This is a genomic window from Rhodococcus sp. IEGM 1366 (assembly GCF_033142425.1).
Classification (GTDB): domain Bacteria; phylum Actinomycetota; class Actinomycetes; order Mycobacteriales; family Mycobacteriaceae; genus Rhodococcus_F; species Rhodococcus_F globerula.
In genome coordinates this window covers 298,410-321,135 of record NZ_JAWLRZ010000008.1, presented here as the reverse complement: position 1 = coordinate 321,135, position 22,726 = coordinate 298,410, and the positions used below count along the sequence as shown (strand labels likewise).

The following is a 22,726-nucleotide window of genomic DNA, read 5'->3' as shown; positions in this document are numbered from 1 at the left end:
GCCTGTCAAGTGACAGACGGATAGTCTCGTGCAAATTCGTCGACAGCCGTAAGATTCCTCCAATGACAGACACTGCCGCCAAACCGACTCTGCGCGAAAAGCAGAAGCAGCAGACCCGTGCCGACCTGGTGGCCGCAGCCGACGCACTGTTCACCGAACGGGGCTACGCCGCCGTCACCGTGGAAGACATCGCCGCCGCGGTCGGGTGCAGCCGGGCCACGTTCTATCTCCACTTCCCCGGCAAACTCGACATACTCAAGGCCCTCGGGTCCAACTCCGTCGTCATCAGCACGCTCGCGATCTTCCAGGACCTCGACCACGTCCTCGATTCCGGTTCACGCGCAGAATTTGCGGGGTGGATCAACCGGACACTCGACTGGTGCCGCGATCACCACCACCTGATGCGCGCGTGGGACGAGGCCATGGTTCTCGAACCCGAATTTCGGACCCTCGCGCGAGACGGCATCTCGGCGCTCCCCAATGCGATGACGTCGTACCTTGCCCGCTGGCCGCAAGAACGCCACGACGAGGCAAAACTCCGAGTTGAACTGCTACTCACCCAGATCGAGCGTTTTTTCATCCGCTGGGCCGAGCAAGGCGCCATCACGGCCGGCGCCGACGTGGCCGCCGACGTCCTGACCGACATCTGGTTTCCCGCGCTGACCCCACCGGCCTGAGAGCGAGCCCGCGATAGGTTGGTTCGATGCCAGTCGATTTCCGAGCGATCCTCACCACCCTCGCGGCACTCGCGTCGGGGGCACTTGCCGCCTTCGCCTTGACCAATCCCCCGCTGCAGGACTGGGCGATTGTCGCCTCGCAGTCCGAAATCGATCGCTGGATCAGCAGCGGTCCCACCTCCGTCACACTGGGCGCTGTCGCAGCAGTCTTGGCGTGCGCGCTGTCGCAGCGGAGCGGTTCCCGCCGAGCAGCGTGGATCGTTGTCACCGCGGCAACAGCGATCATCGCACTGATCCGGGTTGCCGTTCCGGACGTTGCCGTCCTCGACCTGCTGATCACACTCGTGGTACTCAAAAGTGTTGCGGCAGGCGTCATTCTGGGCTGCGCAGTTGCCGCAAGCTGGGATCGGACCGCCGCAAGGAACGGCGTGCTACTGGGTGTGATCGCGGGATATCTGTCCGCGCGCGCCTTCGGCACCGGAGCAGGCCGGATGAGCACCTCCGCTGTGGGCGAACCAGCGTGGTTTCTGCTGGCGGCAACTGCTGTACTGGCAGTCGCCTGCGCAATAAGCGCTCAGTCCGGATTCCGCATCAGACGCCCCGACGCCGGCGAAATCCGCGTCGCGCTCATTGCCGTGATCGCCTTGGCAATCGGGCACCGGATACTCGGATCCATCGTCGACCGACAGGAATTCGCGAGTAAAGGCACCGCCTGGGTGGTCATGATTCTCTGCGCCGCAGCGGCATTGGCCCTCACGGCAATCGCTGCCCGCCAACTCGGCGAGCAGTCCGGCGCGGGCGGCAAGTTTCTCTGGGCCGCAACAGCACTCGCAGCTGCGTCGGCCCCGACCCTGATGCTTGTCAACGGTGAATACGGCCAATGGGCATCGCTGGAATCTCCTTGGGTTGTGGTGCTCGCCTCCGGTGTGGCGGTCGCGCTGGGGTTGCGACTGAGCAAGCGCATCCCTGCCACCGTCGCAGTGGTCATCCTCGCCGCGGTGCCCCTGTCCGAGCTTCTCCCTTTCACCACTGCACACGGAGCCGTTTCGATCGTGGTGAAAATCGCCGCCCTGGGGTTCGGCGGAGCGGCGTTGCTCGGTGCGCTTGCTCCGGCCAGCCTGGTCGACGCCACCCTCGGACTCGCGATCCCGTTCGCGGCAATGACGTTTACCTCGATCACTGTTCTGGCCTATCAACTTTCGTGGCCACCGGTGCGGGTGAATTTCGCCTCTGTGGAGCCTGCGATATACACCGCGGAGATTCCAGTCGACTACGTCAACGCCCAGACAATCGGATCAGCACTCCTCTTTGTCGCGATCATCGCTGTGTGCGGCGCCGCCATCAGACGAGTTCCACAAAACTCCAATTCAGCAGAATCCGGCGTATCCGACGCTCATTGACTACCGTGAAGTGGTGCCCGTCATAAGCAGGACGCCCCGTCTGATACTCGGCGGCGTGACGGCATTCGTGGTCACTGTGGTCGGCTTGGCTCCCTTCCTGGAAAGCCAGTCCAGGTCGATCTGGTCGGGCGATCGATTCTGGTCCATCGGCACGATCGGGGCCGGCGTTCTGGCGGTTGTTGCTGTCGGCACCGCGGCCGGTCTGGCTCGAACTCGCATTCGGACGTCGGCGCTGGTTGCATTCGGCGGACTCCTGCTGGAATTGCCAGGTCTGTATTACCAAGCCTTCGAGGCCCTGTCCCCGGTTGGTGCCGGCGTGGCGCTCGGAGCAATAACGGTCACGATTCCCCGCATGGTGCGGGCTGCCACCGTAGCGGGTGTGCTTGTTGCCGTGTTCGTTTCGGATGCACTGCTCGACCCCACGGCAGTTCCACGTCGCTATGCGGACTACCTCGCGCAAGACACCACCCAGTTTCAGCCGCCGATCGTGGCCGCCACACTCATCGCCCTCGGACTGACTGCACTTACGGCGCTCGTTTGGTGGCGCAGCAACGCCGACCGACATCGCGACGAGCCACCGGAACGGATGGCAGTGCGGCCTGTGGTGATCTCGGCAGTGCTGACGCTCATGGGCGTGGCCGTGAACTGGTGGATCACCATCAACACGGTGTGGGCGGCGATTCCCGTCGTCGCCTGTGCCATTTTGGTCACCGTCATCGCCGCGCGTGTTTTGGAGAAGGGCGGCCAGATCCTGCTGATGTCGACGGCCGCCGCGGCCATGCTGGCATCCGCGGTGGCAAACAGCCTGTCGGCGTCCGTGAGCACCGGGGCATCGGCGCCCGTTCCGACTGCGATTTTTCTCACGGTCCTCATCATCGCGGCAGCAACGCTCGCAGCGTTTCGTCCCTCACTCGTGGGCGGCTACATCGTGCTCGGTGTCCTGTCCGTTGCCGGAATTGCGAGTTACGTCGCAACAACCACGTTCTCTTCGGAGAACGCGCTTTCGGTCAGCGACGTCCTGATCCGCATCTGCGGCGCCGGCGCGGCGTACACGATTGTCAGCGCCATGCAGTCCGAACCGGCGCGGACCGGGGCGTCGCGACTGCTCGTCGGTCTCAGTGTGATCTTCGGACCCACGGCATTGGCCTTACTGGTATATCCGCAGTTCTCCTACGGGTGGACCGACTACACGCCCATCACCGGAGCTACCACGGCCAGTCGGTTCGCACCGTCCGACGACGTCTTGATCCTCAACGGCACAGCCCTCGTGATCGTGGTCGTCTGCGCCTACGCGAGCCGCCGACTGCGTCTGATCAGTCAATCAGGTCCATCGACACCAAGCGTCGAAACACTTTGAGCGAACCTGGTGCCACGTCGTCCATGGCTTCGTACTCTGCGCACGTGAAGTACCGGAACTCGGCGATCTCGCTCGTCGGACGGGGTTCGCCGTCCATCTCGGCGCGATAGCAACTCATGTGCAACGCCGTCCCTACCGAATGCCCGAACGCCTGAGCTTCGAACACGTCGAGAAACTCGACGGTGCCGGGGACAAGTCCGACATCGAGTTCCTCACGAATCTCGCGGTGCAATGCTTGTTCGGTGGTCTCACCCGGATCGATTTTGCCGCCGGCCATGTAGAACGCTGTCTTCCCGACCGACCGGGTCTGAATCAGTCGGCGATCCCGAATATGTGCAAGGGCAGCGGTGCGGATGATCTGCGTTTTCACCCGGTCCAACATACGTGAATCAGTTCACACGGTTGTAGTTCGAAGCGACGCACTGCACGGCAAATGAAGACGGGCCGGTAATGTATACACCCAGACGGTGTCCTTGTGAAGGGGCTACGTCCCGAAATTACCGATAGGTTCGATTTGTTCGGACACCCCGCCGCCCGCTGAACACAACACGACGGAGTGCCTTTTGCTCAGTATTCTGCTTGCCCATGCCGTTGCCGCCCTCTTGGCTCCGCTTGTGGTGCGCAGGTTCGGGCGAAATGGATTCTTCCCGCTCTCACTGGTTCCGCTGGTCAGCCTCGGTTGGGTCATCGACAAATGGGGCACAGTCGAGACACTCCACATCACGTGGGCTCCTGGCCTGTCGATGGACATCGACTTCAGATTCGACGCGCTCTCCGCGATCATGGCCGTCCTGGTCCTGGGTGTCGGCACGCTGATTCTGATCTACTGCGCACGATATTTCAACGACGACGAACCCCGCCTCGGCATCTTCGCTGCCGAAATGGTGGCATTTGCCGGCGCCATGTTCGGCCTCGTGACCAGCGACAACATGTTGCTGCTCTACATGTTCTGGGAACTGACCACGGTTCTGTCGTTCCTGTTGGTCGGCCACTACGCCGAGCGCGCTACCAGTCGCCGCGCCGCAACCCAGGCACTGTTGGTCACCACCGCTGGTGGTCTCGCGATGTTGGTCGGCATGATCATCCTCGGCCAAGCCGGTGGCAGCTACAACCTGTCCGACCTGGTCGCCAACCCGCCGACGGGATGGTTGCCGTCCGTCGCGATTGTCCTGATCCTGATCGGCGCACTGTCGAAATCCGCAATTGTCCCGCTGCACTTCTGGCTTCCCGGCGCCATGGCCGCGCCCACCCCGGTCAGCGGTTATCTCCACGCCGCCGCGATGGTCAAGGCCGGTATTTACCTCGTTGCCCGTCTCGCCCCCGGATACGCGGATTCACCGCCGTGGCGCATCACCATCATCAGCCTCGGCTTGCTGTCGATGATCCTGGCCGGTTGGCGAGCCATGCGGGCATACGACCTCAAGCTCGTCCTTGCGTTCGGCACCGTCAGCCAACTCGGTTTCATGATGGTTCTGGTCGGTCTGGGAACCCGCGACGCGGCCCTCGCCGGCATGACGATGGTGGTGGCGCACGCCATGTTCAAGGCTGCGCTCTTCATGGTGGTCGGTATCATCGACCACACCACCGGCACCCGTGACCTGCGCAAACTTGCCCATCTCGGTAAGACGGCCCCCGCGCTGGCGATCATCGCGGCCCTAGCCGCCGCCAGCATGGCCGGGCTACCGCCGCTTCTCGGATTTGTCGGCAAAGAAGCTGCCCTCGAATCGGTGCTCGAAACCGACGTCCTCGGCCACTGGTCGTCCATCGCCGTCATCACTGTCATCGTGATGGGTTCGATTCTGACCGTCGGATACAGCATTCGCTTCATCTGGGGCGCGTTCGGACGCAAGACCCTGAGCAAGCCCAGTCCCGCCGTGAGCAAGATGCATGCGCCCAGCGCTCTGTTCTTGTTCTCCCCTGGTCTGCTCGCCGTTGCCGGACTGGCTGCCGGAATACTGTCGCCGCAGCTCGAGAAGCTACTGACGCCGTACTCCACCACCCTGCCCGCCGGTCCGCACGCCGACTATCACCTGGCGTTGTGGCACGGCATCAATACGCCGCTGCTGCTCACCTGTGTGGTCATCGCCGGAGGTTTTGCGCTCTACATCGCGCAACGCCAGATCAGCCGCCTGCACTTCGAGCACCCTCCGCTCGGCAACGCCGACCGTATCTACGACGCGACCCTGCGCGGCATGGACACCATCTCCATGCGTCTGACCGGAGTCACGCAGCGTGGTTCACTGCCCCGGACGCAGTCGACCATCCTCGCGACGCTGGTTGTCGTTCCCCTGGTCCTGCTGATCATCGACACCGACACGGGCGTCGATCTCCGGTTGTGGGATTCCCCCATCCAGTTGACGATCGCGCTGATGATGATCGCCGCAGCCATCGCTGCGACCGTGATGCGCAACCGTCTGGCCGCCGTGATCCTGGTCGGACTCACCGGCTACGGCTCTGGTGTGTTGTTCGCGCTGCATGGTGCCCCCGACCTGGCTCTTACCCAATTCCTGGTCGAAACACTGACTTTGGTCATCTTTGTGCTCGTGCTTCGAAAGTTCCCGGCCGAGATCGACGAGAGTAAGGCGATCGGGTTCAAGTTGCCGCGCGCCCTTCTGGCCGGTGCCGTCGGAATCACGATCACCGCCATCGCGGCGTACGCAGTCAACGCTCGCAATACGCGTCCGATCTACGAACTGCTTCCCGACGCCGCGTACACCATCGGCAACGGCAAGAACGTGGTCAACGTCTTGCTCGTCGATATCCGCGCCTGGGACACTCTCGGCGAGATCTCGGTGCTGCTGGTTGCCGCGACGGGCGTCGCCAGCCTTGTGTTCCGCAACCGCCGCTTCGGTATCGCGCCCCGTGTCTCCGACGCGCCTTCGGTGATCGTCGACAAAGCGGCCGCAAGCACCGACACGACCTGGCTGCGCGGCGGCGACCTGATCGATCCGCGTCACCGCTCCCTGGTCCTCGAGGTCACCACCCGGTTGGTCTTCCCGACGATCATGGTGCTGTCGATCTACTTCTTCTTCTCCGGCCACAACGCGCCAGGTGGCGGCTTTGCCGGCGGCTTGACGGCCGGGCTTGCGCTCGTGTTGCGCTACCTCGCCGGTGGACGCTACGAACTCGGTGAAGCCGTTCCCATCGACGCCGGAAAGATCCTCGGCCTGGGCTTGGCTCTCTCGGCCGGCACCGCGATCATCTCGCTGTTCCTCGGTGCCCCGGCTCTCTCGTCGGCGGTCTTCGAGTTCACCCTCCCGCTGATCGGCCACGTCAAACTGGTCACCGCACTGTTCTTCGACCTGGGCGTCTACCTCATCGTGGTCGGCCTGGTGCTGGACGTACTCCGAAGTCTCGGCGCACGCCTCGACGCAGAAATCGAGGTGAAAGCATCATGAGCGCAAATATCGGAATGCTCCTCCTGATCGCCGTCCTGACGTCGACGGGCGTGTACCTGCTGATCGAGCGCAGTATCACCCGCATGTTGCTGGGAATGCTTCTGCTCGGAAACGGCATCAACCTGCTGATCCTCACCGTCGGCGGCAGTGACGGCAATCCGCCGATCGTCGGCCGCGACTCCGTGCACGAGGAGATCGCCGATCCTCTGGCGCAGGGCATGATCCTGACCGCGATCGTCATCACGATGGGCATGGCCGGCTTCGTTCTGGCACTGGCGTACCGGTCTTACAAGATCAACACCGCCGACGCCGTGGAAGACGATCCCGAGGACACCAAGGTCTTGCTGCGCCGGTTGCCCGCCGACGCTCCCGACCACGACCGATCCGACGACCCCGTCACCGGTGCGCCCAGCATCGGCGGCGACGCATTCGACAAGGACGGCAACCCCATCCCTCTGGAACAACTGGTCAACCTCGAGGACATCGAGTGCTACGAAGATCTTCGCGACGGCGATTTCGAGGACGAACCCGTGCCCGACTGGGCCACTGACCTCGCCCGCAAGAAAGAACCTGAGAAGCGCCAGAAAGACGGTAAGGGAGGTGCGCGCACGTGACCATTTCGTCCAACCTCATGGGCGCACTGGCGCCCCTGCCCGTCTTGATTCCGATGCTGGGCGCTGCCGCCACACTTGTTGTCGGCCGACGTCCCCGGTTCCAGCGAGTCATCACCCTGATCGCACTGGTCGCCGTCGTGGCTGTGTCCGGCATGCTGCTGTATCTGGCAGACCGCGACGGCACCACCGCAGTTCAGGTGGGCGGCTGGGATTCGCCGATCGGCATCACTCTCGTCGTCGACCGACTGTCGGCGATGATGCTGGTCGTCTCCTCGATCGTCCTGCTCACCGTCATGGTGTACGCGATCGGTCAGGGTATCCGCGACGGTAACGAAGCGCAGCCGGTGTCGATCTTCCTGCCGACATATCTGGCTCTGACCGCGGGTATTTCCAACGCCTTCCTCGCCGGTGACCTCTTCAACCTGTACGTCGGGTTCGAGGTGCTGCTGTCCGCGAGCTTCGTCTTGCTGACCTTGGGAGCGAGTGCCGACCGCGTTCGAGCGGGTGTCTCGTACGTCATGGTGTCGATGGTGTCTTCGCTGATCTTCCTGGCCGGCATCGCCTTTGCGTACGCCGCGACTGGCACACTCAACATGGCCGACATGGCCCTGCGGTTCGACAACATCCCCGCCGGCACCCGCACCGCGATCTTCGGCGTCCTACTCGTGGCGTTCGGGATCAAGGCTGCGGTCTTCCCACTGTCGGCGTGGCTTCCTGACTCCTACCCGACGGCGCCGGCGCCCATCACCGCCGTCTTTGCCGGCCTGCTCACCAAAGTTGGTGTGTATGCGATCATCCGCGCGCACTCACTGCTGTTCCCGCAAGGTGAACTCGACAATGTCCTGATGGTGTGCGGTCTGTTGACCATGGTGGTCGGCATCATGGGTGCCATCGCCCAGAGCGACATCAAACGATTACTGTCCTTCACCCTGGTCAGCCATATCGGCTACATGATCTTCGGTATCGCGCTCTCCACGACCTCGGGATTGTCGGGCGCCATCTACTACGTCGCGCACCACATCATCGTGCAGACGACGCTCTTCCTCGTCGTGGGTCTGATCGAACGACAAGCCGGAAGCTCGTCACTACGACGCCTCGGCGGTTTGGCCGCTGCCAGCCCGATTCTGGCTATCGTGTTCCTCGTTCCCGCTCTCAATCTTGGTGGTATTCCGCCGTTCTCCGGCTTCATCGGCAAGGTTGCGCTGCTGCAGGCCGGAGCCTCCGACGCCAGCGCACTCGCCTGGGTACTCGTCGCGGGCGGTACCGTCACCAGCCTCCTGACGCTCTACGCCGTGGCCCGTGTGTGGACCAAGGCCTTCTGGCGTGCCCGGGCCGACGCACCCGAAGGCGACCTCGCCGATGTCAGCCCGTCGGCTCTGATCGACGAATCCGAAGAGGACATCGCGTTCGACGACCGCGAGGACGTCGGCAAGATTCCCGCCTTCATGCTGATCCCGACAGTCGCACTCGTAGGCGTCGGCCTCGCGTTGACGGTGTTTGCCGGGCAGATCATCGACATCAGCGACCGAGCCGCGAAGGATCTACAGGATCGGTCCATCTACATCGACGCGGTTCTCGGCGATCACCGACCGATACCTGTAGCCGACGCCCCTGTAGCCGACACGCCTGTGACTGACACGCCTGTGACTGACACCGAGGAGGCGCCGCGATGAAACGCTCACTCGTACTCCGCATCGGAGTCCTCCTGTGGCTCATGATCGTGTGGATTCTGCTGTGGGGCAACGTCAGCTGGGGCAATATCTTCGGTGGACTTGCTGTCGGCCTGGTCATCATGGTCCTTCTACCGCTACCCCCGGTCCCCGTGGAAGGTCGAGTGCACGTGCTCTCGATACTGCGTCTGATCGGCGTGATCGTGTACTACGCGGCCGTCTCCAGCATCCAGGTGGCGTGGCTTGCCATCCGGCCGTCGCCGCCGCCCGTCACCGGTGTTCTGCGCTACCAACTGGGTATCAAGTCCGACCTGGTACTCACGCTGTGCATCGACGTGCTGAACCTGATCCCGGGAACGATGGTTCTCGAGATCGACCAGAACCGCCGGATCGTCTACGTTCACGTCCTCGACGTAGGTTCACAGAAAGCGGTGAGCGCGTTCTATCGCTCGGTCGAAGATTTGGAGCGACTGTTCATCGCGTCGTTCGAGCGTGACTCCGACTGGCAACCAAGCCCGTGGCACCAACGTGACTACGAATTCGATGCGCCACGAGCGGAGGATCAATAATGAACGGATTCATCACCACCATCCTGATCATCTCCGGAGTGATGCTCGCGGTCGCCGCAGTCCTGACCACTTTCCGGCTCATCGACGGGCCGAGCTCACTCGACCGTCTGGTCGCGCTGGACACGATTGTCGCCGTTGCCATGTGTGGACTCGCAGTATGGGCCGCGTACAGCGGAGACACCACGATCGTTCCCGCGATCGTTGCACTCGCTCTGGTCGGATTCATCGGATCCGTCTCAGTTGCACGATTCCGGGTGAGTGACCGATGATCGGCAACGTCCTCGACGTCATCGGCGTCCTCGCCATCTTCCTCGGCTCGGTGCTCGCCCTGACCGCAGCTGTCGGCATCGTGCGATTCCCCGACACATTGCGCCGGATGCACGCGGCCACGAAACCTCAGGTCGTCGGACTTGTTCTTGTTCTCATGGGCGCGGTGTTCCTGCTGCGCGGCAGCGTCGACATCTGGATGCTCGTCCTGGTCGGAATCTTCACCATGCTGACGGCGCCGGTGATCGCACACAGCGTCGGCCGTGTGGCCTACCGCGAGCAGCGCGAGCAGGACGCCGTCATGAAGATCAACGAATTGGAAGACCCGCCGCAGAGTCCGTAGCTGAATCCGTAGGGTCCGCGACGTCTTCGCTCCGGCCGCCCCACTGCGCAAGCGCAGTGCCAGGCTTGGCGTAGAACGTCGCGAAGAAGGCCACCGACATCGCGGTCAGAACTCCGACGAGCAGCGGCCCGAACAGTTCCGGGTACGCCGCCATCTGCACGGACGCGAACCTGTACGACAGCAGTAGTCCGACGAGTATCGCGCTTCCGCCGAGCACCAGCCTGATGCGGAACCAACCCCAACCACGTTCCGGATCGTGCAGTGCGGCATCGAGAGTCAGGCACAGAACCGCGCCGGCGATGAGGTCGACGCCGTAGTGGAACCCGAAACCCAACGTTGCCGTCAACGTCGCGAGAAGCCAGAACGTACCCAAGGTCCGCAGCCACCACGGGCCGCGGCGCGAGTGGGTGAACAGCGCAACAGCCCACGCCGTATGAAGACTCGGCATGCAGTTACGTGGTGCTGCGTCGTCGAACGGCAGCGACGCCGGCGCCGAGAAATCCACGTTCGGAACGATATTCGGCCAGAAGTCGCCGATCTGGAATCCGAACCCGCGGGGGCCGAACGCAAATACCGGACCCACCACGGGGAACAGGATGTAGAAGATCGGCCCGATCAAACCGATCAGCAGAAACGTCTGGAGAAGGTGATGCGACGGCCAGCCCTTACGGCATTGGTACAGCGCGACAACGATGATCGCGACCGGTAATTCGACGTAGATCCAGTCGAGGATCGCCGCTCCCACCGGGCCGAGCGCGTCGACGAACTGACCCATGACCCACGACGGGTTGCCCAGCGCCTGATCGGCCAGGAAGACGTACTCGTCCCACACGTCGGTGCCGAGGAGGATGGTGATCGAAAGCCAGGTCTCGGCCACCTTCGCGGCGAGGATCAGCAACGCACCCAACACCACTCCGCGAAGCACGCCGGACCGACGCTCACCGGTGAGTTTCCAGAACGCGTACACCGCAATAGCAGTGAGCACCCAGGTGCCGCCGGTGCCCATCGTGATCGGACCGCCGGCGGACCAGCGGATAACTCCGACCACCAGGTCGATGGCAACAGCCGCGGAGATCGCGTACACACGCTCCCGGGTATTGAGCCCGACCAGGGCCAATGCCAGCCCCACCCACGGCATCGTTGCCGAACGAGGAACCAGGAAGTAGTCACCGAACAGGCTTTCCACCGGACCGAGATATCCCTTGTAGGACGCAAAAGCTTGCACGCCCAGAACGAGGGCAAGCACTGCGGCACTACCGAGAATCAGGACCTTGTGCGAAGCCGCCCAGGACTGGCCCGTCTGTCCCGTCGAAGCCCCACTTCGGGACACACTGTCTGTCAACACCGGATAATAGTAAACGGCGTGTGAACGGTGCTTGGACGGCGTCTAGACAAATGGACTGTTTGTCCGAACTGCTCAGCGGCGCGTCACGTACCCAACTCTGCAACCAACGCGTCGACCACTGCCACCAGATCTCCACCGTGAGCTTCCGCCACGCGTCGTTGACGCTGGTACGACGCTCCGCGGCGCGGAATATCGGCGACGGATGCCAACTCGTCCGCGCACCCGAGCGACACCGCGATCGGCGTGAGATCTTCGAGCAGTCGCTCCAAATCGTCGGTGACCAGACATTCGTTTGCGGCCGAGTCCAGAATGATCTCGGCGTCGAGACCGTATCTGGCTGCGCGCCACTTGTTTTCCTTCACATGCCACGGCTGCATGTTCGGCAACGTCTCCCCCGCGCTGAGGCGGCGGTCGAGATCAACGATGAGGCAGTGAACCAATGCGACCAGCGCGCCCAGTTCCGCGCGCGTCGACACCCCGTCGAACACCCGGACTTCGATGGTTCCCCACTTGGGCGCCGGACGAATGTCCCAATGCATGCCACCGATCTTGGTGATCACGCCGGTCTTCATCTGGTCGTCGATGAACGACTCGTACTCGGCCCAGCTCTCGAATTGGTACGGCAGACCCGCCGTCGGCAACTGCTGGAACATCAGTGCCCGGTTGGACGCATAGCCGGTATCGACGCCGGCCCACATCGGCGACGACGCCGACAGCGCCAACAGATGCGGGTACCGCTGCAACAGCGCATTGATGATGGGGAACACCCGATCCGCCGAAGACACTCCGACGTGGACGTGCACACCCCAGATCAACATCTGCCGGCCCCACCACTGCGTGCGCTCGATCAGCTCGTCGTAATCAGGCGTACGCGTGACCAACTGAGTGGACCACTGGGCAAACGGATGGGTACCCGCACAGATGAGGTCGACGGCCAGCGGATCCGCGGCCCGGCGCAACAGGTCGAGGGACGCATCGAGATCGCTCATGGCTTCGCCGACCGTGTCGTGAATGCCCGTCACCAACTCGACGGTGTTGCGCAGCAACTCCTTGGTGATGTGCGGAGTCTCGGAGCCCGCAAGCTCCTCGACCGCCGAAAACACCTCGGCAGCTGTATTGGAGAGATCTCTGGTCACACGATCGACCAAGGCGATCTCCCACTCCACGCCCAGCGTCGGACGCGGCGAACCCGGAAATGGAACTACCACGCAGAGAATCCAACCACAATGATCGCGAGAACACCGTGCTGGCTACTGCGTGGTAGTTGCCGAAGTGATACAGAACTCAGAGCAGGATCAGCTCTCGGTGATGACACCACACGCAACGCGTGCGCCGGCGTCACCGGTATCGAGGGTCTGCTGATCCGGCGCCGGCGCGTAACGCGTCGGGATGTTGCCGAAGTTGTCGGCACCTGCGTGGATCATGACGGAGGTGCCGCCGTTTGCCACCAGCTGATCGACCGTGAACGCGTCGGTGGTGGTCACGAGGGTGGCCGAGCCGTCCTCGAGAACCTGTACGGACGTCAGGTCGCCGCTGGCGGGATGGCCGGTGTGGCCCTCTGCCTGGAAGTGTCCGCCGGCCGAGAGGAAGTTGCCCGGCTCGCCGCCGCTGGGCGCAACCGAGTTGGTCTCGCACTTGGCAATCTGGTGAACGTGGAAGCCGTGGAAGCCCGGCGTCAGGCCCTTTGCATCGAGGGTGACCTTGACGTCACTACCTTCCTGCGTGAACGTGACAGTGCCGACCTTGCTGCCGTCTGCGCCGTTCAACGTTGCGGTAACCGTCTCGGTTGCGGAGCTACCGGCATGAGCAGTCGACGACGCTCCGTGGCTTTCGCTCTCGTGTGCGCTCGGGTCGGCCGCACCCGTCCACACAGGCGGAGTTGTACCGGGGACGTTGCTGGGCTCTTCGTTGTTACTGCAGGCAGTCAAGCCGAAAGCGGCTAGTGCGACTACGGGGGCAACGACGCGCCAGGACATACGCCGGGTGCTGCTGGGGGCCATCGAACCGCTCCTTTGGGTGGCGAGGAAGTGCAACTGATCATAACGGCGTGAGTAGTACACAGACCCGACGGGTCGTCCGAACCGACGGGTCAGTTGGACGTGACGATGACGATCACACCGGGCGACGCGCTTGCGATACCGGCAAATCGTGGCTCTGCGGTCACACCGAGTTCGGCGGCAATCTGCTGCGCCGCTGCCTTCTCGGCCGCGGAAGATCCGTAGTACACCGTGGTGGTGCTCACCGTTCCTTCGCTGTAGTTACCCGTCTCCTCGACGTTCCAACCCGCAGCGGTCAATTCTTCCGCGGTTCCTGCTGCGAGCCCGGATACCGTGCTGTTGTTGAGCACCCGGACACTGACAGTCGACGGATCGACACTCACCGACGCGCCGGCTGATGTCGTGGTCGCGGACGGGCGTGTCGTCGTGGTTTCCGCGGAGTCGGTGCCGGTTTTGGCAGCCGGTGCTGTTGTCACGGGGGCAACCGCTGTTGTGGTTGCGGCCGGCGCGCTCGTCTCGGTCTGCTCGGCCGCCGTGGTGTCGGAATCGGAACCGCCGAGTGACGCCGCACCGAGCCCGATGAACACGATCGCGAGGGCGATCAGCACCATGGCGATAGCGCGTAGGGGTGGTCCGGACGGCTGCTCTTTCGGGGTACTCACACTCTCGACCCTATCGCCAGTGGGCGGTTCGACCGTTCATCGACAGAGGTTTGTGTGCAGGTTTTGCGGCTTCAGGTCACTTCGAAGCCGAGGCGACGAGCCGCCCGGGCCTTCTGCCGGCTGGCACGCAACCGGCGCAGGCGTTTGACCAGCATCGGATCGGCCGCCAACGATTCGGGGCGATCAACGAGTGCATTGAGCACCTGGTAGTAGCGGGTTGCCGACATGTCGAACAACTCTTTGATCGCTACTTCCTTCGCGCCGGCGTACTTCCACCATTGGCGTTCGAAGGAAAGAATGTCGTGTTCTCGGCGAGTAAGCCCGTCTTCGCCGACATCGTTGATTCCGGCAGAGCTGACGCCCGCAGCATCTTCGACCTCGGCGCCATCGGTCCGGCTTCGACTACGCGCAACTGCGCTGTCCATGTCACTCCTCGACTGCTGTATTCGCCGTCAGTGAGACTGTGTCCCCCTGTTGCCCGCGTTCCCCCGGGTGCGTGGCCCGACCGAGCAACAAATCACATCGTTGTTCTTCAGCAACCATTGAACCACGAGGTATCGGGCGGGCCGCGATAACCACGCGGGCGCGCCGCACTATCCTTGACGCCATGGCTATCCTCCCCATCCGAATCGTCGGCGACCCGGTACTGCACGAGCCCACAAAGCCGGTCACGCAGTCTCCGGCGGAAATCGCCGAACTGATCGCCGACATGTACGAGACGATGGACGCCGCCAACGGCGTCGGCCTCGCGGCCAATCAGGTCGGTGTTTCGCTGCGTCTTTTCGTGTTCGACTGCCCAGGTGACGATCGTAGCGACACCCGCCGACGCGGAGTTGTGGTCAACCCCGTCCTCGAGACGTCGGAAATCCCCGAGACGATGCCCGATCCCGAGGACGACTTCGAAGGCTGCCTTTCCGTTCCCGGCGAGCAGTTCCCCACCGGCCGCGCCGACTGGGCCAAGGTCACCGGAACCGACGCCGACGGCAACCCTGTCGAGTACGAGGGCACCGGATTCTTCGCCCGGATGCTCCAGCACGAAACCGGCCACCTCGACGGCTTCCTGTACACCGACGTTCTGATCGGCCGGAATGCGCGCGCCGCGAAGAAGGCCATCAAGCAGTCCGGTTGGGGTAAGCCCGGATTGACCTGGACTCCGGGTACGGTCGACGATCCGTTCGGCCACGACGACGAAGACTGAGACATTTGCCCATCTCGATCGGTAGCCGGGTGGTGCTGCGGTACAAGCTCCCACCCGGCTACTCGCATCCGATGACCGACGTGATCGGCACCCTCGAATCCGCGGACCCGATCACGGTTCGCGGCAACGACGGGCGTGTTGTCACCGTATCGGCGGATCAGGTAATCGCGCTCAAACTTCTTGCAGCGCGGCCCATTCGGGTGGGCGACATCCGCAACCTCGAGATCGCGGCGGCCGCCGGTTCACCGGGAACCGAGCAGGCTCGGATCGACGGTTGGCTGCTGCGCATCGGGCACTCGCCCCATGACATGGACTCGGCACTCCCCCTCGGCGAACCCGGCGGCAGTGCGTCGCGAACCCCGGAAACGCTGGCGGCCATCCGCTCCTGGTTCGCAGGTCGGGGACGTCCGACCACTCTGATGCTGCCCGACCGCCTCGGAATTGCCCCGCCCACGTGGATTTCCGGCGGCGAGGGCATCATATTTGCCGCCGACCTCGACAACGTAGCCCCGACGCCGCCACAGTTCACGACCACCATCGACGACGCTCGCACCGGGGACACTCTCACGCGCGTGGCCACCGGAACGATCGGCAGCGCCGACACGATGATCCTGGCTTCGGCACGAGTCGCCGTCAGCGACGCGCCCGACGGCCGTCGGTGGGCAGGTCTGCTCGATCTCGCGGTGGCGGATGCGCACCGACGGCACGGAATCGGCACTCTGATCTGCACTGACTTGCTCGGGTGGAGTCGAATCCAGGGCGCAACCCATGCTTACCTGGCCGTTCCCGAAGACAACGCCGCGGCAGTCGCCACAGCTCGCTCGCTCGGCTTCGTCGAACATCATCGCTACCGGTACGCCACCGCGCCTGTCGGTGCCTGACGCTAGGCTTGCCCGCGTGCGCATAGCTACCTGGAACGTCAACTCCGTCCGTGCCCGTACCGACCGGATCATCGATTGGCTCGACCGATCCGACGTCGATGTCCTGGCGATGCAGGAAACCAAGTGCAAGGACGAGCAGTTCCCGTACGAACGTTTCGAGGAGATCGGCTACAAGGTCGCTCACGTCGGACTCAGCCAGTGGAACGGCGTCGCTATCGCCTCTCGTGTCGGTCTCGACGACGTGCAGATCGGCTTCGAGGATCAGCCGGGCTTCACCAAGGACCCCGAAGCGGAGCAGGTGCGCGAGGCCCGCGCGATCGGCGCGACGTGTGGCGGGGTGCGGGTGTGGAGCCTGTATGTTCCCAACGGCCGTGAACTCGACGATCCCCATTACGCGTACAAGCTTGATTGGCTCGCCAAGCTGCGCGACGACGCCGAAGGCTGGCTGAAGCAGAACCCGGACGAGCAGATCGCCCTCGTCGGCGACTGGAATGTCGCACCCACCGACGAGGACGTCTGGGATCCCGCTGTCTTCGAAGGCAAGACTCATACGTCGCCGGCCGAGCGCGCTGCTTTCGACGCGTTCATCTCGTCCGGTTTCACGGACGTCGTCCGCCCCCACACTCCCGGTCCCGGCGTGTACACGTACTGGGACTACACGCAGCTCCGCTTCCCCAAGAAGCAGGGAATGCGCATCGACTTCATTCTCGGCTCGCCCGCACTGGCGGCTCGCGTCGAGTCAGCCGAAATCGATCGGAACGAGCGTAAAGGCAAGGGCGCCAGCGATCACGCCCCTGTGATCGCACAGCTGGGTTCCTGAAAAGCGGGAGCGGCGCGGTCAGTCCTCGACGAGCAGATCGAGATATTCGGGATGCTCGCCGAGGTATCGCTGCACGTACGAGCACACCGGGCGAACCGACCACTCACGTTCGCGGGCGCAATCCATCGAGAACTGCACCAATACGGCTGCCATTCCCTGGCCGCCGTACTCTTCCTTGACGACGGTATGCATGTACGCCACCACATCGCCGGCTTCGGCGCCGCACCCGAGGATCTCGTCTTCGTCGCGATAGCCGAGGATGCCGACCAGTTCGTCGCCCGCGAGCAATTCGAACCGTTCATGTGACGGGTTGTCGATCAGCGTGATGTCGGTGTTATTCATGGCGGAGTTGTTCATGGTGGAAACCTCCACTGCTGCACGCACGGTACCCAAACTGTGATCCATGACACTCATAGAAACAGTTGCCGACGACGCTGTCCCGGGATCGCCCAATTTTCGCACCGAAAACGACCCCACCGCAATCGCACCCGAGATTTTCTTTCGGTACTGAGATACAGTCGCCCGGTGCCGTTGTGACAGCACGCGCACAAAATTTCATACGACCACCACGGGGGCTCGCACCAGCGGGCTGAGAGGACGGCTAGGGCCGTCGACCGGATGAACCTGACCGGGTAATGCCGGCGTAGGGAGCGCATTAATGCACGAGAAGTCTGTCAACAAGACTGTCCCCAACAAGGCTGTCCACGGCGTGGCAGCTGTGACTACCGGCCCGATCGAGGGCAGCAGCAAGCACTATCTCGAATCGGATTCGCTCCGGATCCCGCTTCGACGCGTCACCCTCACCACTGGTGAGCATCTGGATCTGTACGACACGTCAGGTCCGTACACCGATACCGCCGCCACGATCGATCTCGACCGCGGCCTCCTCAGAACGCGTGACGCGTGGGAGCGGAGTGCACGAGATTCGACACAATTGGAATGCGCCAGAGCCGGCGTGATCACCCCGGAGATGCGCTATTGCGCTGTCCGAGAGGGTGTTACCGCGGAACTCATTCGTTCCGAGGTAGCCAGAGGCCGGGCCGTGATCCCGGCCAACCATCGACACGGCGAACTGGAACCGATGATCATCGGCAAGAAGTTTGCCGTGAAGATCAATGCAAACATCGGCAACTCCGCCGTAACATCTTCTGTGGCAGAGGAAGTCGAGAAGATGGTGTGGGCGATCCGGTGGGGCGCCGACACCATCATGGACCTGTCGACCGGCAAGGACATCCATCTCACCCGTGAGTGGATTCTGCGGAACTCACCCGTTCCGGTTGGCACGGTTCCGATCTATCAGGCACTGGAGAAGGTCAACGGTGACCCCACCGCCCTGACGTGGGAGATCTACCGCGACACGGTAATCGAGCAGTGTGAGCAGGGTGTGGACTACATGACCGTCCACGCGGGTGTGCGAATCGGCTACATCGCTCTGACCGCCAACCGAGTGACGGGAATCGTTTCTCGCGGCGGCGCGATCATGGCCGCGTGGTGCATGCACCATCGCCAGGAGTCGTTCCTGTACACCCACTTCGACGAACTGTGCGAGATCCTGCGGCGTTACGACGTCACGTTCTCCCTCGGTGACGGTCTTCGCCCCGGTTCGATCGCCGACGCGAACGACGCCGCGCAATTCGCGGAGTTGCGCACACTGGGCGAGCTCACCCAGATCGCGAAAGCCGCGGGCGTCCAGGTCATGATCGAGGGTCCGGGACACGTTCCCATGGACAAGATCGAAGAGAACGTCCGCCTCGAGGAAGAACTGTGCGACGAGGCGCCGTTCTACACACTCGGACCGCTCGCGACAGACATCGCGCCTGCCTATGACCACATAACGTCGGCCATCGGAGCAGCGATGATCGCGCGGGCCGGAACCGCGATGCTCTGTTACGTCACCCCCAAAGAGCACCTCGGCCTGCCCAACCGCGACGACGTGAAAACCGGGGTGATCACGTACAAGATTGCCGCGCACGCTGCGGACCTCGCCAAGGGACACCCCAACGCTCAGGCCCGGGACGACGCACTGTCCAAGGCGCGCTTCGAGTTTCGTTGGCTGGATCAGTTCGCGTTGTCGCTCGATCCGGATACGGCACGAGAATTCCACGACGAGACGCTTCCGGCCGAGCCCGCCAAGACCGCGCATTTCTGTTCGATGTGCGGTCCGAAGTTCTGCTCGATGCGGATCTCGGCGGACGTCCGTCAGTACGCGGACCTCCTCGAAACCGAACCTGCCCGGACCGAACTGGGGTTTCCCCAGGTCCGATCGGTAGGCTCTCCGACGTGAACCTGCTTCCCCTGACGCCCTCCGGCCAGACGCCGATTCGTGCCCTCACCATCGCCGGCACCGATTCCGGCGGCGGCGCCGGCATCCAAGCCGACTCCCGCACGATGGCAATGTGCGGCGTCCACGCGTGCGTGGCCGTTGCGGCCGTCACCGTGCAGAATTCGGTGGGCGTCAGCGGTTTCCACGAGATTCCACCGCAGGTTGTCGCCGATCAGGTGCGGACGGTGGTGTCGGATATCGGCATCGGCGCCGCCAAGACCGGCATGCTGGCGTCGACAACCATCATCGAAGCGGTAGCTGCGGTTGCCGCGGAGGTGGGGATCGGCCGCGACCGGCCGATCCCGCTTGTCGTCGACCCCGTGTGTGCGTCGATGCACGGCGATCCTCTCCTGCACGCGGAAGCGCTCGACGCTGTCCGCAACGTCCTTATCCCCGCCGCAACTGTTGTGACACCGAACCTCGACGAAATTCGGTTGATCACCGGCATCGACGTCCAAGACGACGCCACCGCACGTCGCGCAGCCGAGGCCCTTCACGGTTTGGGCGCTCAGTGGTCCATCGTGAAGGGTGGACATCTGCGCACCTCGGACATGAGCACCGACCTGTTGTTCGACGGTGACACTTTCCTCGAGTTCAGCAGTCCCCGCATCGCGACCGGCAACGATCACGGCGGCGGCGACACCCTGGCTGCTGCCATCACGTGCGCTCTGGCACACGGTTATTCGGTTCCCGACGCCGTCGCATTCGGCAAGGAATGGGTGACCAAGTGCCTCGAGGCGTCGTACGACCTCGGAGCCGGTCACGGCCCCGTGTCACCGTTGTGGCGGCTCGAAATGTAGGAGTATCAGGCCTGCCACACGCGCCAGATACCCAGATCCTGCGGTACTCCGTTCGGCGTCGTCGCAAAGAATCCGCGGCGCCACGGACGGATCTCCAGGTTCAGCTCTTCGAGGGTTCCCGGCGCAAGTTCTTCGAGAGTTGCCGCAGACATCATGACGTTGCCGTCGCCGCCCAATCCCATCATCCGGGCGGCGATGGTGACGTCGACACCCAACCAGTCGTCGCCCAGTTGCCGGGGTGTTCCGGTGTGGAGGCCGACGCGCATCTTGGGCCGATAGCCGTCGAGGTTGACCTGCGCCAGGGCTTCCTGCGCCGCGAAGACCGCGGAGACTGCCGCGTCTGGGCTGGTGAACACTGCCATGAGTCCGTCGCCCATCCGTTTCACGACGTGACCGTAGCGATCCGTGATGGGTGTTTCGACAGCTTGCGCGACCGCCCGCAGGAGCGCGAGCGTCGCCCCGTCGCCGGCGTGGAGCGACCACGTGGAGAAACCGACGAGGTCCGTGAAGACGATAGTCAGTTCCTGATCACCACGGCCTCGGCCCATCTTCTCGAGGGCCGCCTGCCACACCTGCAACGCGCCGAGGCTCATTTCCCTGGTAGCGGCCGGTTTGTGGTCGAGAAAACGATCGGCGACGCGTGCCACCGCCCGTGCGCCGCCAGGCCCCGACAGGGAGAGCGGGTCGCCGAACCCCGGGTCGCCCGGAAGCAACCGACGTACACGTCGTAGCGCCTCGATGAGCTGCTGGTGTCCGTTCAGATCCGACGCGGTGTTGAGCACCGATCCGATGACCGAGCGGACGCCGGAAGGAGCGGCATCGCGCACGTCACCGGGTACTTCGCTCGGGATCGGATCGCTCATTACTCGAGAGTAACCTAGAGCTGCTCACCGCGCGCCTCATGATCACCGGGTTCGAGCCAAGGTTCTGGCCTCGCCTACCGGAACTCCGTTGAGGCCCCCGATATCCTGCGCATACGTTGCCACCGCAAACGCCACCGCGGCGGAATTCGCGGCGAGTGCGTCCCGATCGATGTTGTCGAGATTGTCCAAGGCGGTGTGATAATTCGGATCGAAACTCACGCCGGGCTCGCCGCCCCATTTCAGTGCCTGCTCGACGGTTTTCAGCTCCTCGGCTCCGCTGAACACGCCGCCTGCCGGAATTCCGATCTCGATGAACGGGCCGTAGTCAGATCGTCCGTCGAAGTCGGTTCCCTCTGCCGGAATTCCGCGACCGCCGAGATAGTCGACAAAGGTGCGTTCGATACCGGCGGAGCCTTCCGGGCCAGGACCTTCGCCGAGACCATCCGAATTGTCACCGTCGTACACCAGATATCCGGGGTTGGGCGAGCCGAGCATGTCGAAATTCAGATACAGCGCGATGGCCGCTTGTTCCTCCGGGCTGAGCCCGGCAACGTACTCGGTCGAGCCGACGAGGCCGAGTTCCTCGGCGCCCCAGAACGCAAACCGCACCGCGTTAGTGATGTCCGGCGAACTACCGAGCTGCAGCGCCGTCTCCAGAATGGCCGCGCTGCCACTGCCGTTGTCGTTGATACCTGGCCCCTCGGGAACGCTGTCCAGGTGAGCGCCCACCATGACAACGTCGCTGCTTGATCCGGTCTTCGTCTGCGCGATGACGTTGCGCGAGCGTGTTGTGGTGGTGACCGTGTCCAGCACCAGAGTGACGTCACCGCCCTCTGAGGCAAGCTGTTGCCCCGACGACAGGCTGATGCCTCCCGTGGGAATCCGCGCAATATCCGGATCGCCCAGGGTTCCGCCGCCCAACATCGCGTCTTCGTTGTTGACCACCAACAGTGCAGCGGCGCCCTGATCTGCTGCGATGGTCTGCTTGGCGCCGAACTGGCACACCCCGCGGGTGACGAGGACGATAGCTCCCGCAGCATCGAGCCCGTCGTAGTCGGAGGCTTCACAACCTGGTGTCTCGTCTGCGGGTACCGACACGACGCGTGCGGTGATCCCGTCCGGTCCGGTGGACGTCGAGTAGGTCAATGCGCGGACCGGAAAGTCGACTCCGTCTGAGGAGGTCAACAGCTCGGTTCCTGGGTCGAAGGAGCTGAACGCGAACTCCGGGGTTTCCACGTCGAAACCATTGTCTTCGAGCAGGTTTGCGACGTAGTCGACGCTGGCGTCGTACCCCGGGGTTTCCGTGGACCGAGTATTACCGTTGGCAGCTGCGATCTTGCCGAACTGATCGAGATGGCCCATGACCGCGTCGACGGTGACCGTCCCCGAGAAGGCCTGCGGTTCGATCAGTGCCGTGTCTGCGGGCCTGGCCCCGGCCGAACATCCACCAAGCACCAGAACCCCGGCTATGCCGATTGCCAACGCGTGATGGAGTCTCATGCGCGAAAGAGTAACCGCGGGAGCCGATAAGGAAACGGCAGT

Annotated in this window: 23 protein-coding genes and 1 riboswitch; of the genes, 14 read left to right on the top strand and 9 right to left on the bottom strand. The window is 63.4% G+C overall.

Features of this window, described 5'->3' with window-relative positions; genetic code table 11:
• Positions 1 to 62 precede the first annotated feature (62 nt).
• Genes R4P64_RS25030 through R4P64_RS25020 form a run of 3 tightly spaced genes read left to right on the top strand, consistent with a single transcriptional unit; the run spans position 63 to position 3,434 of the window.
• Positions 63 to 677: a TetR/AcrR family transcriptional regulator gene (locus R4P64_RS25030; protein ID WP_033235591.1), complete on the top strand. Its 615-nt coding sequence runs from the start codon at positions 63 to 65 to the stop codon at positions 675 to 677.
• Positions 678 to 703: 26 nt separating this feature from the next.
• Positions 704 to 2,077 carry a hypothetical protein gene (locus R4P64_RS25025; RefSeq protein WP_317823131.1) on the top strand — a complete coding sequence of 458 codons (1,374 nt, stop codon included), beginning with the start codon at positions 704 to 706 and terminating at the stop codon, positions 2,075 to 2,077.
• Between the two features lie 13 nt (positions 2,078 to 2,090).
• Entirely contained in the window at positions 2,091 to 3,434 is a 1,344-nt protein-coding gene (locus R4P64_RS25020; protein WP_317542467.1) for a hypothetical protein, read from the top strand.
• Here the strand turns inward: R4P64_RS25020 and R4P64_RS25015 are convergent.
• A complete protein-coding gene (locus R4P64_RS25015; RefSeq protein ID WP_230590259.1) occupies positions 3,391 to 3,804 on the bottom strand; it encodes an NUDIX hydrolase in 414 nt (137 codons plus the stop codon). The two genes, R4P64_RS25020 and R4P64_RS25015, sit on opposite strands and share 44 nt — an antisense overlap.
• 193 nt (positions 3,805 to 3,997) lie before the next feature.
• Between R4P64_RS25015 and R4P64_RS25010 the strand changes: the two genes are divergently transcribed.
• Genes R4P64_RS25010 through mnhG form a run of 6 tightly spaced genes read left to right on the top strand, consistent with a single transcriptional unit; the run spans position 3,998 to position 10,295 of the window.
• Complete coding sequence (locus R4P64_RS25010) at positions 3,998 to 6,832, top strand: Na+/H+ antiporter subunit A (protein ID WP_317823128.1); 2,835 nt, start codon at positions 3,998 to 4,000, stop codon at positions 6,830 to 6,832.
• Positions 6,829 to 7,446: a Na(+)/H(+) antiporter subunit C gene (locus R4P64_RS25005; RefSeq protein ID WP_033235595.1), complete on the top strand. Its 618-nt coding sequence runs from the start codon at positions 6,829 to 6,831 to the stop codon at positions 7,444 to 7,446. Before R4P64_RS25010 ends, R4P64_RS25005 begins: the two co-directional genes overlap by 4 nt.
• Before the next feature lie 17 nt (positions 7,447 to 7,463).
• The gene (locus R4P64_RS25000) at positions 7,464 to 9,119 is read left to right on the top strand and encodes a Na+/H+ antiporter subunit D (protein ID WP_202026177.1); all 1,656 of its coding nucleotides are present in this window, start codon (positions 7,464 to 7,466) and stop codon (positions 9,117 to 9,119) included.
• On the top strand, positions 9,116 to 9,685 hold the full coding sequence (locus R4P64_RS24995) for a Na+/H+ antiporter subunit E (protein WP_033235597.1): 570 nt from the start codon (positions 9,116 to 9,118) through the stop codon (positions 9,683 to 9,685). The genes R4P64_RS25000 and R4P64_RS24995 overlap by 4 nt, the downstream gene beginning before the upstream one ends.
• Positions 9,685 to 9,954, top strand: a complete 270-nt coding sequence (locus R4P64_RS24990; RefSeq protein WP_202026106.1) for a monovalent cation/H+ antiporter complex subunit F — start codon at positions 9,685 to 9,687, stop codon at positions 9,952 to 9,954. The genes R4P64_RS24995 and R4P64_RS24990 overlap by 1 nt, the downstream gene beginning before the upstream one ends.
• On the top strand, positions 9,954 to 10,295 hold the full coding sequence (gene mnhG / locus R4P64_RS24985; protein WP_411742707.1) for a monovalent cation/H(+) antiporter subunit G: 342 nt from the start codon (positions 9,954 to 9,956) through the stop codon (positions 10,293 to 10,295). The genes R4P64_RS24990 and mnhG overlap by 1 nt, the downstream gene beginning before the upstream one ends.
• On the opposite strand, the gene R4P64_RS24980 is transcribed toward mnhG, so the two are convergent.
• The 5 genes from R4P64_RS24980 to R4P64_RS24960 form a co-directional block, all read right to left on the bottom strand.
• Positions 10,261 to 11,640 (bottom strand): phosphatase PAP2 family protein, encoded by a 1,380-nt coding sequence (locus R4P64_RS24980; RefSeq protein ID WP_033235599.1) that lies wholly within the window; start codon positions 11,638 to 11,640, stop codon positions 10,261 to 10,263. The two genes, mnhG and R4P64_RS24980, sit on opposite strands and share 35 nt — an antisense overlap.
• 83 nt (positions 11,641 to 11,723) lie before the next feature.
• The gene (locus tag R4P64_RS24975) at positions 11,724 to 12,848 is read right to left on the bottom strand and encodes a glutamate--cysteine ligase (protein WP_033235600.1); all 1,125 of its coding nucleotides are present in this window, start codon (positions 12,846 to 12,848) and stop codon (positions 11,724 to 11,726) included.
• An 87-nt stretch (positions 12,849 to 12,935) separates the two neighbouring features.
• The gene (gene sodC, locus R4P64_RS24970) at positions 12,936 to 13,640 is read right to left on the bottom strand and encodes a superoxide dismutase[Cu-Zn] (protein ID WP_033235601.1); all 705 of its coding nucleotides are present in this window, start codon (positions 13,638 to 13,640) and stop codon (positions 12,936 to 12,938) included.
• Between the two features lie 89 nt (positions 13,641 to 13,729).
• Complete coding sequence (locus R4P64_RS24965) at positions 13,730 to 14,299, bottom strand: LytR C-terminal domain-containing protein (protein ID WP_033235602.1); 570 nt, start codon at positions 14,297 to 14,299, stop codon at positions 13,730 to 13,732.
• A 71-nt stretch (positions 14,300 to 14,370) separates the two neighbouring features.
• On the bottom strand, positions 14,371 to 14,724 hold the full coding sequence (locus tag R4P64_RS24960; protein ID WP_033235603.1) for a DUF3263 domain-containing protein: 354 nt from the start codon (positions 14,722 to 14,724) through the stop codon (positions 14,371 to 14,373).
• A 182-nt stretch (positions 14,725 to 14,906) separates the two neighbouring features.
• Between R4P64_RS24960 and R4P64_RS24955 the strand changes: the two genes are divergently transcribed.
• The 3 genes from R4P64_RS24955 to R4P64_RS24945 are packed head-to-tail and all read left to right on the top strand — an operon-like array spanning position 14,907 to position 17,198.
• Positions 14,907 to 15,497 carry a peptide deformylase gene (locus R4P64_RS24955; protein ID WP_033235604.1) on the top strand — a complete coding sequence of 197 codons (591 nt, stop codon included), beginning with the start codon at positions 14,907 to 14,909 and terminating at the stop codon, positions 15,495 to 15,497.
• A gap of 29 nt (positions 15,498 to 15,526) precedes the next feature.
• The gene (locus R4P64_RS24950) at positions 15,527 to 16,378 is read left to right on the top strand and encodes a GNAT family N-acetyltransferase (protein ID WP_317823251.1); all 852 of its coding nucleotides are present in this window, start codon (positions 15,527 to 15,529) and stop codon (positions 16,376 to 16,378) included.
• A 16-nt stretch (positions 16,379 to 16,394) separates the two neighbouring features.
• Positions 16,395 to 17,198: an exodeoxyribonuclease III gene (locus R4P64_RS24945; protein ID WP_033235606.1), complete on the top strand. Its 804-nt coding sequence runs from the start codon at positions 16,395 to 16,397 to the stop codon at positions 17,196 to 17,198.
• Between the two features lie 18 nt (positions 17,199 to 17,216).
• On the opposite strand, the gene R4P64_RS24940 is transcribed toward R4P64_RS24945, so the two are convergent.
• A complete protein-coding gene (locus R4P64_RS24940) occupies positions 17,217 to 17,612 on the bottom strand; it encodes a GNAT family N-acetyltransferase (RefSeq protein WP_373557452.1) in 396 nt (131 codons plus the stop codon).
• Positions 17,613 to 17,756: 144 nt separating this feature from the next.
• Positions 17,757 to 17,864, top strand: a riboswitch (TPP riboswitch).
• Here R4P64_RS24940 and thiC point away from each other — a divergent pair.
• Complete coding sequence (thiC, locus tag R4P64_RS24935) at positions 17,857 to 19,482, top strand: phosphomethylpyrimidine synthase ThiC (RefSeq protein WP_317823121.1); 1,626 nt, start codon at positions 17,857 to 17,859, stop codon at positions 19,480 to 19,482. It overlaps the preceding riboswitch by 8 nt.
• A complete protein-coding gene (thiD, locus tag R4P64_RS24930; RefSeq protein WP_033235607.1) occupies positions 19,479 to 20,321 on the top strand; it encodes a bifunctional hydroxymethylpyrimidine kinase/phosphomethylpyrimidine kinase in 843 nt (280 codons plus the stop codon). Before thiC ends, thiD begins: the two co-directional genes overlap by 4 nt.
• 5 nt (positions 20,322 to 20,326) lie before the next feature.
• Here the strand turns inward: thiD and R4P64_RS24925 are convergent, their stop codons facing one another.
• Together R4P64_RS24925 and R4P64_RS24920 are read right to left on the bottom strand one after the other, a co-directional pair.
• Positions 20,327 to 21,184: an adenylate/guanylate cyclase domain-containing protein gene (locus R4P64_RS24925; RefSeq protein WP_317823120.1), complete on the bottom strand. Its 858-nt coding sequence runs from the start codon at positions 21,182 to 21,184 to the stop codon at positions 20,327 to 20,329.
• Positions 21,185 to 21,226: 42 nt separating this feature from the next.
• Positions 21,227 to 22,684 carry a M28 family peptidase gene (locus tag R4P64_RS24920; RefSeq protein WP_179300743.1) on the bottom strand — a complete coding sequence of 486 codons (1,458 nt, stop codon included), beginning with the start codon at positions 22,682 to 22,684 and terminating at the stop codon, positions 21,227 to 21,229.
• Between the last annotated feature and the right edge of the window lie 42 nt (positions 22,685 to 22,726).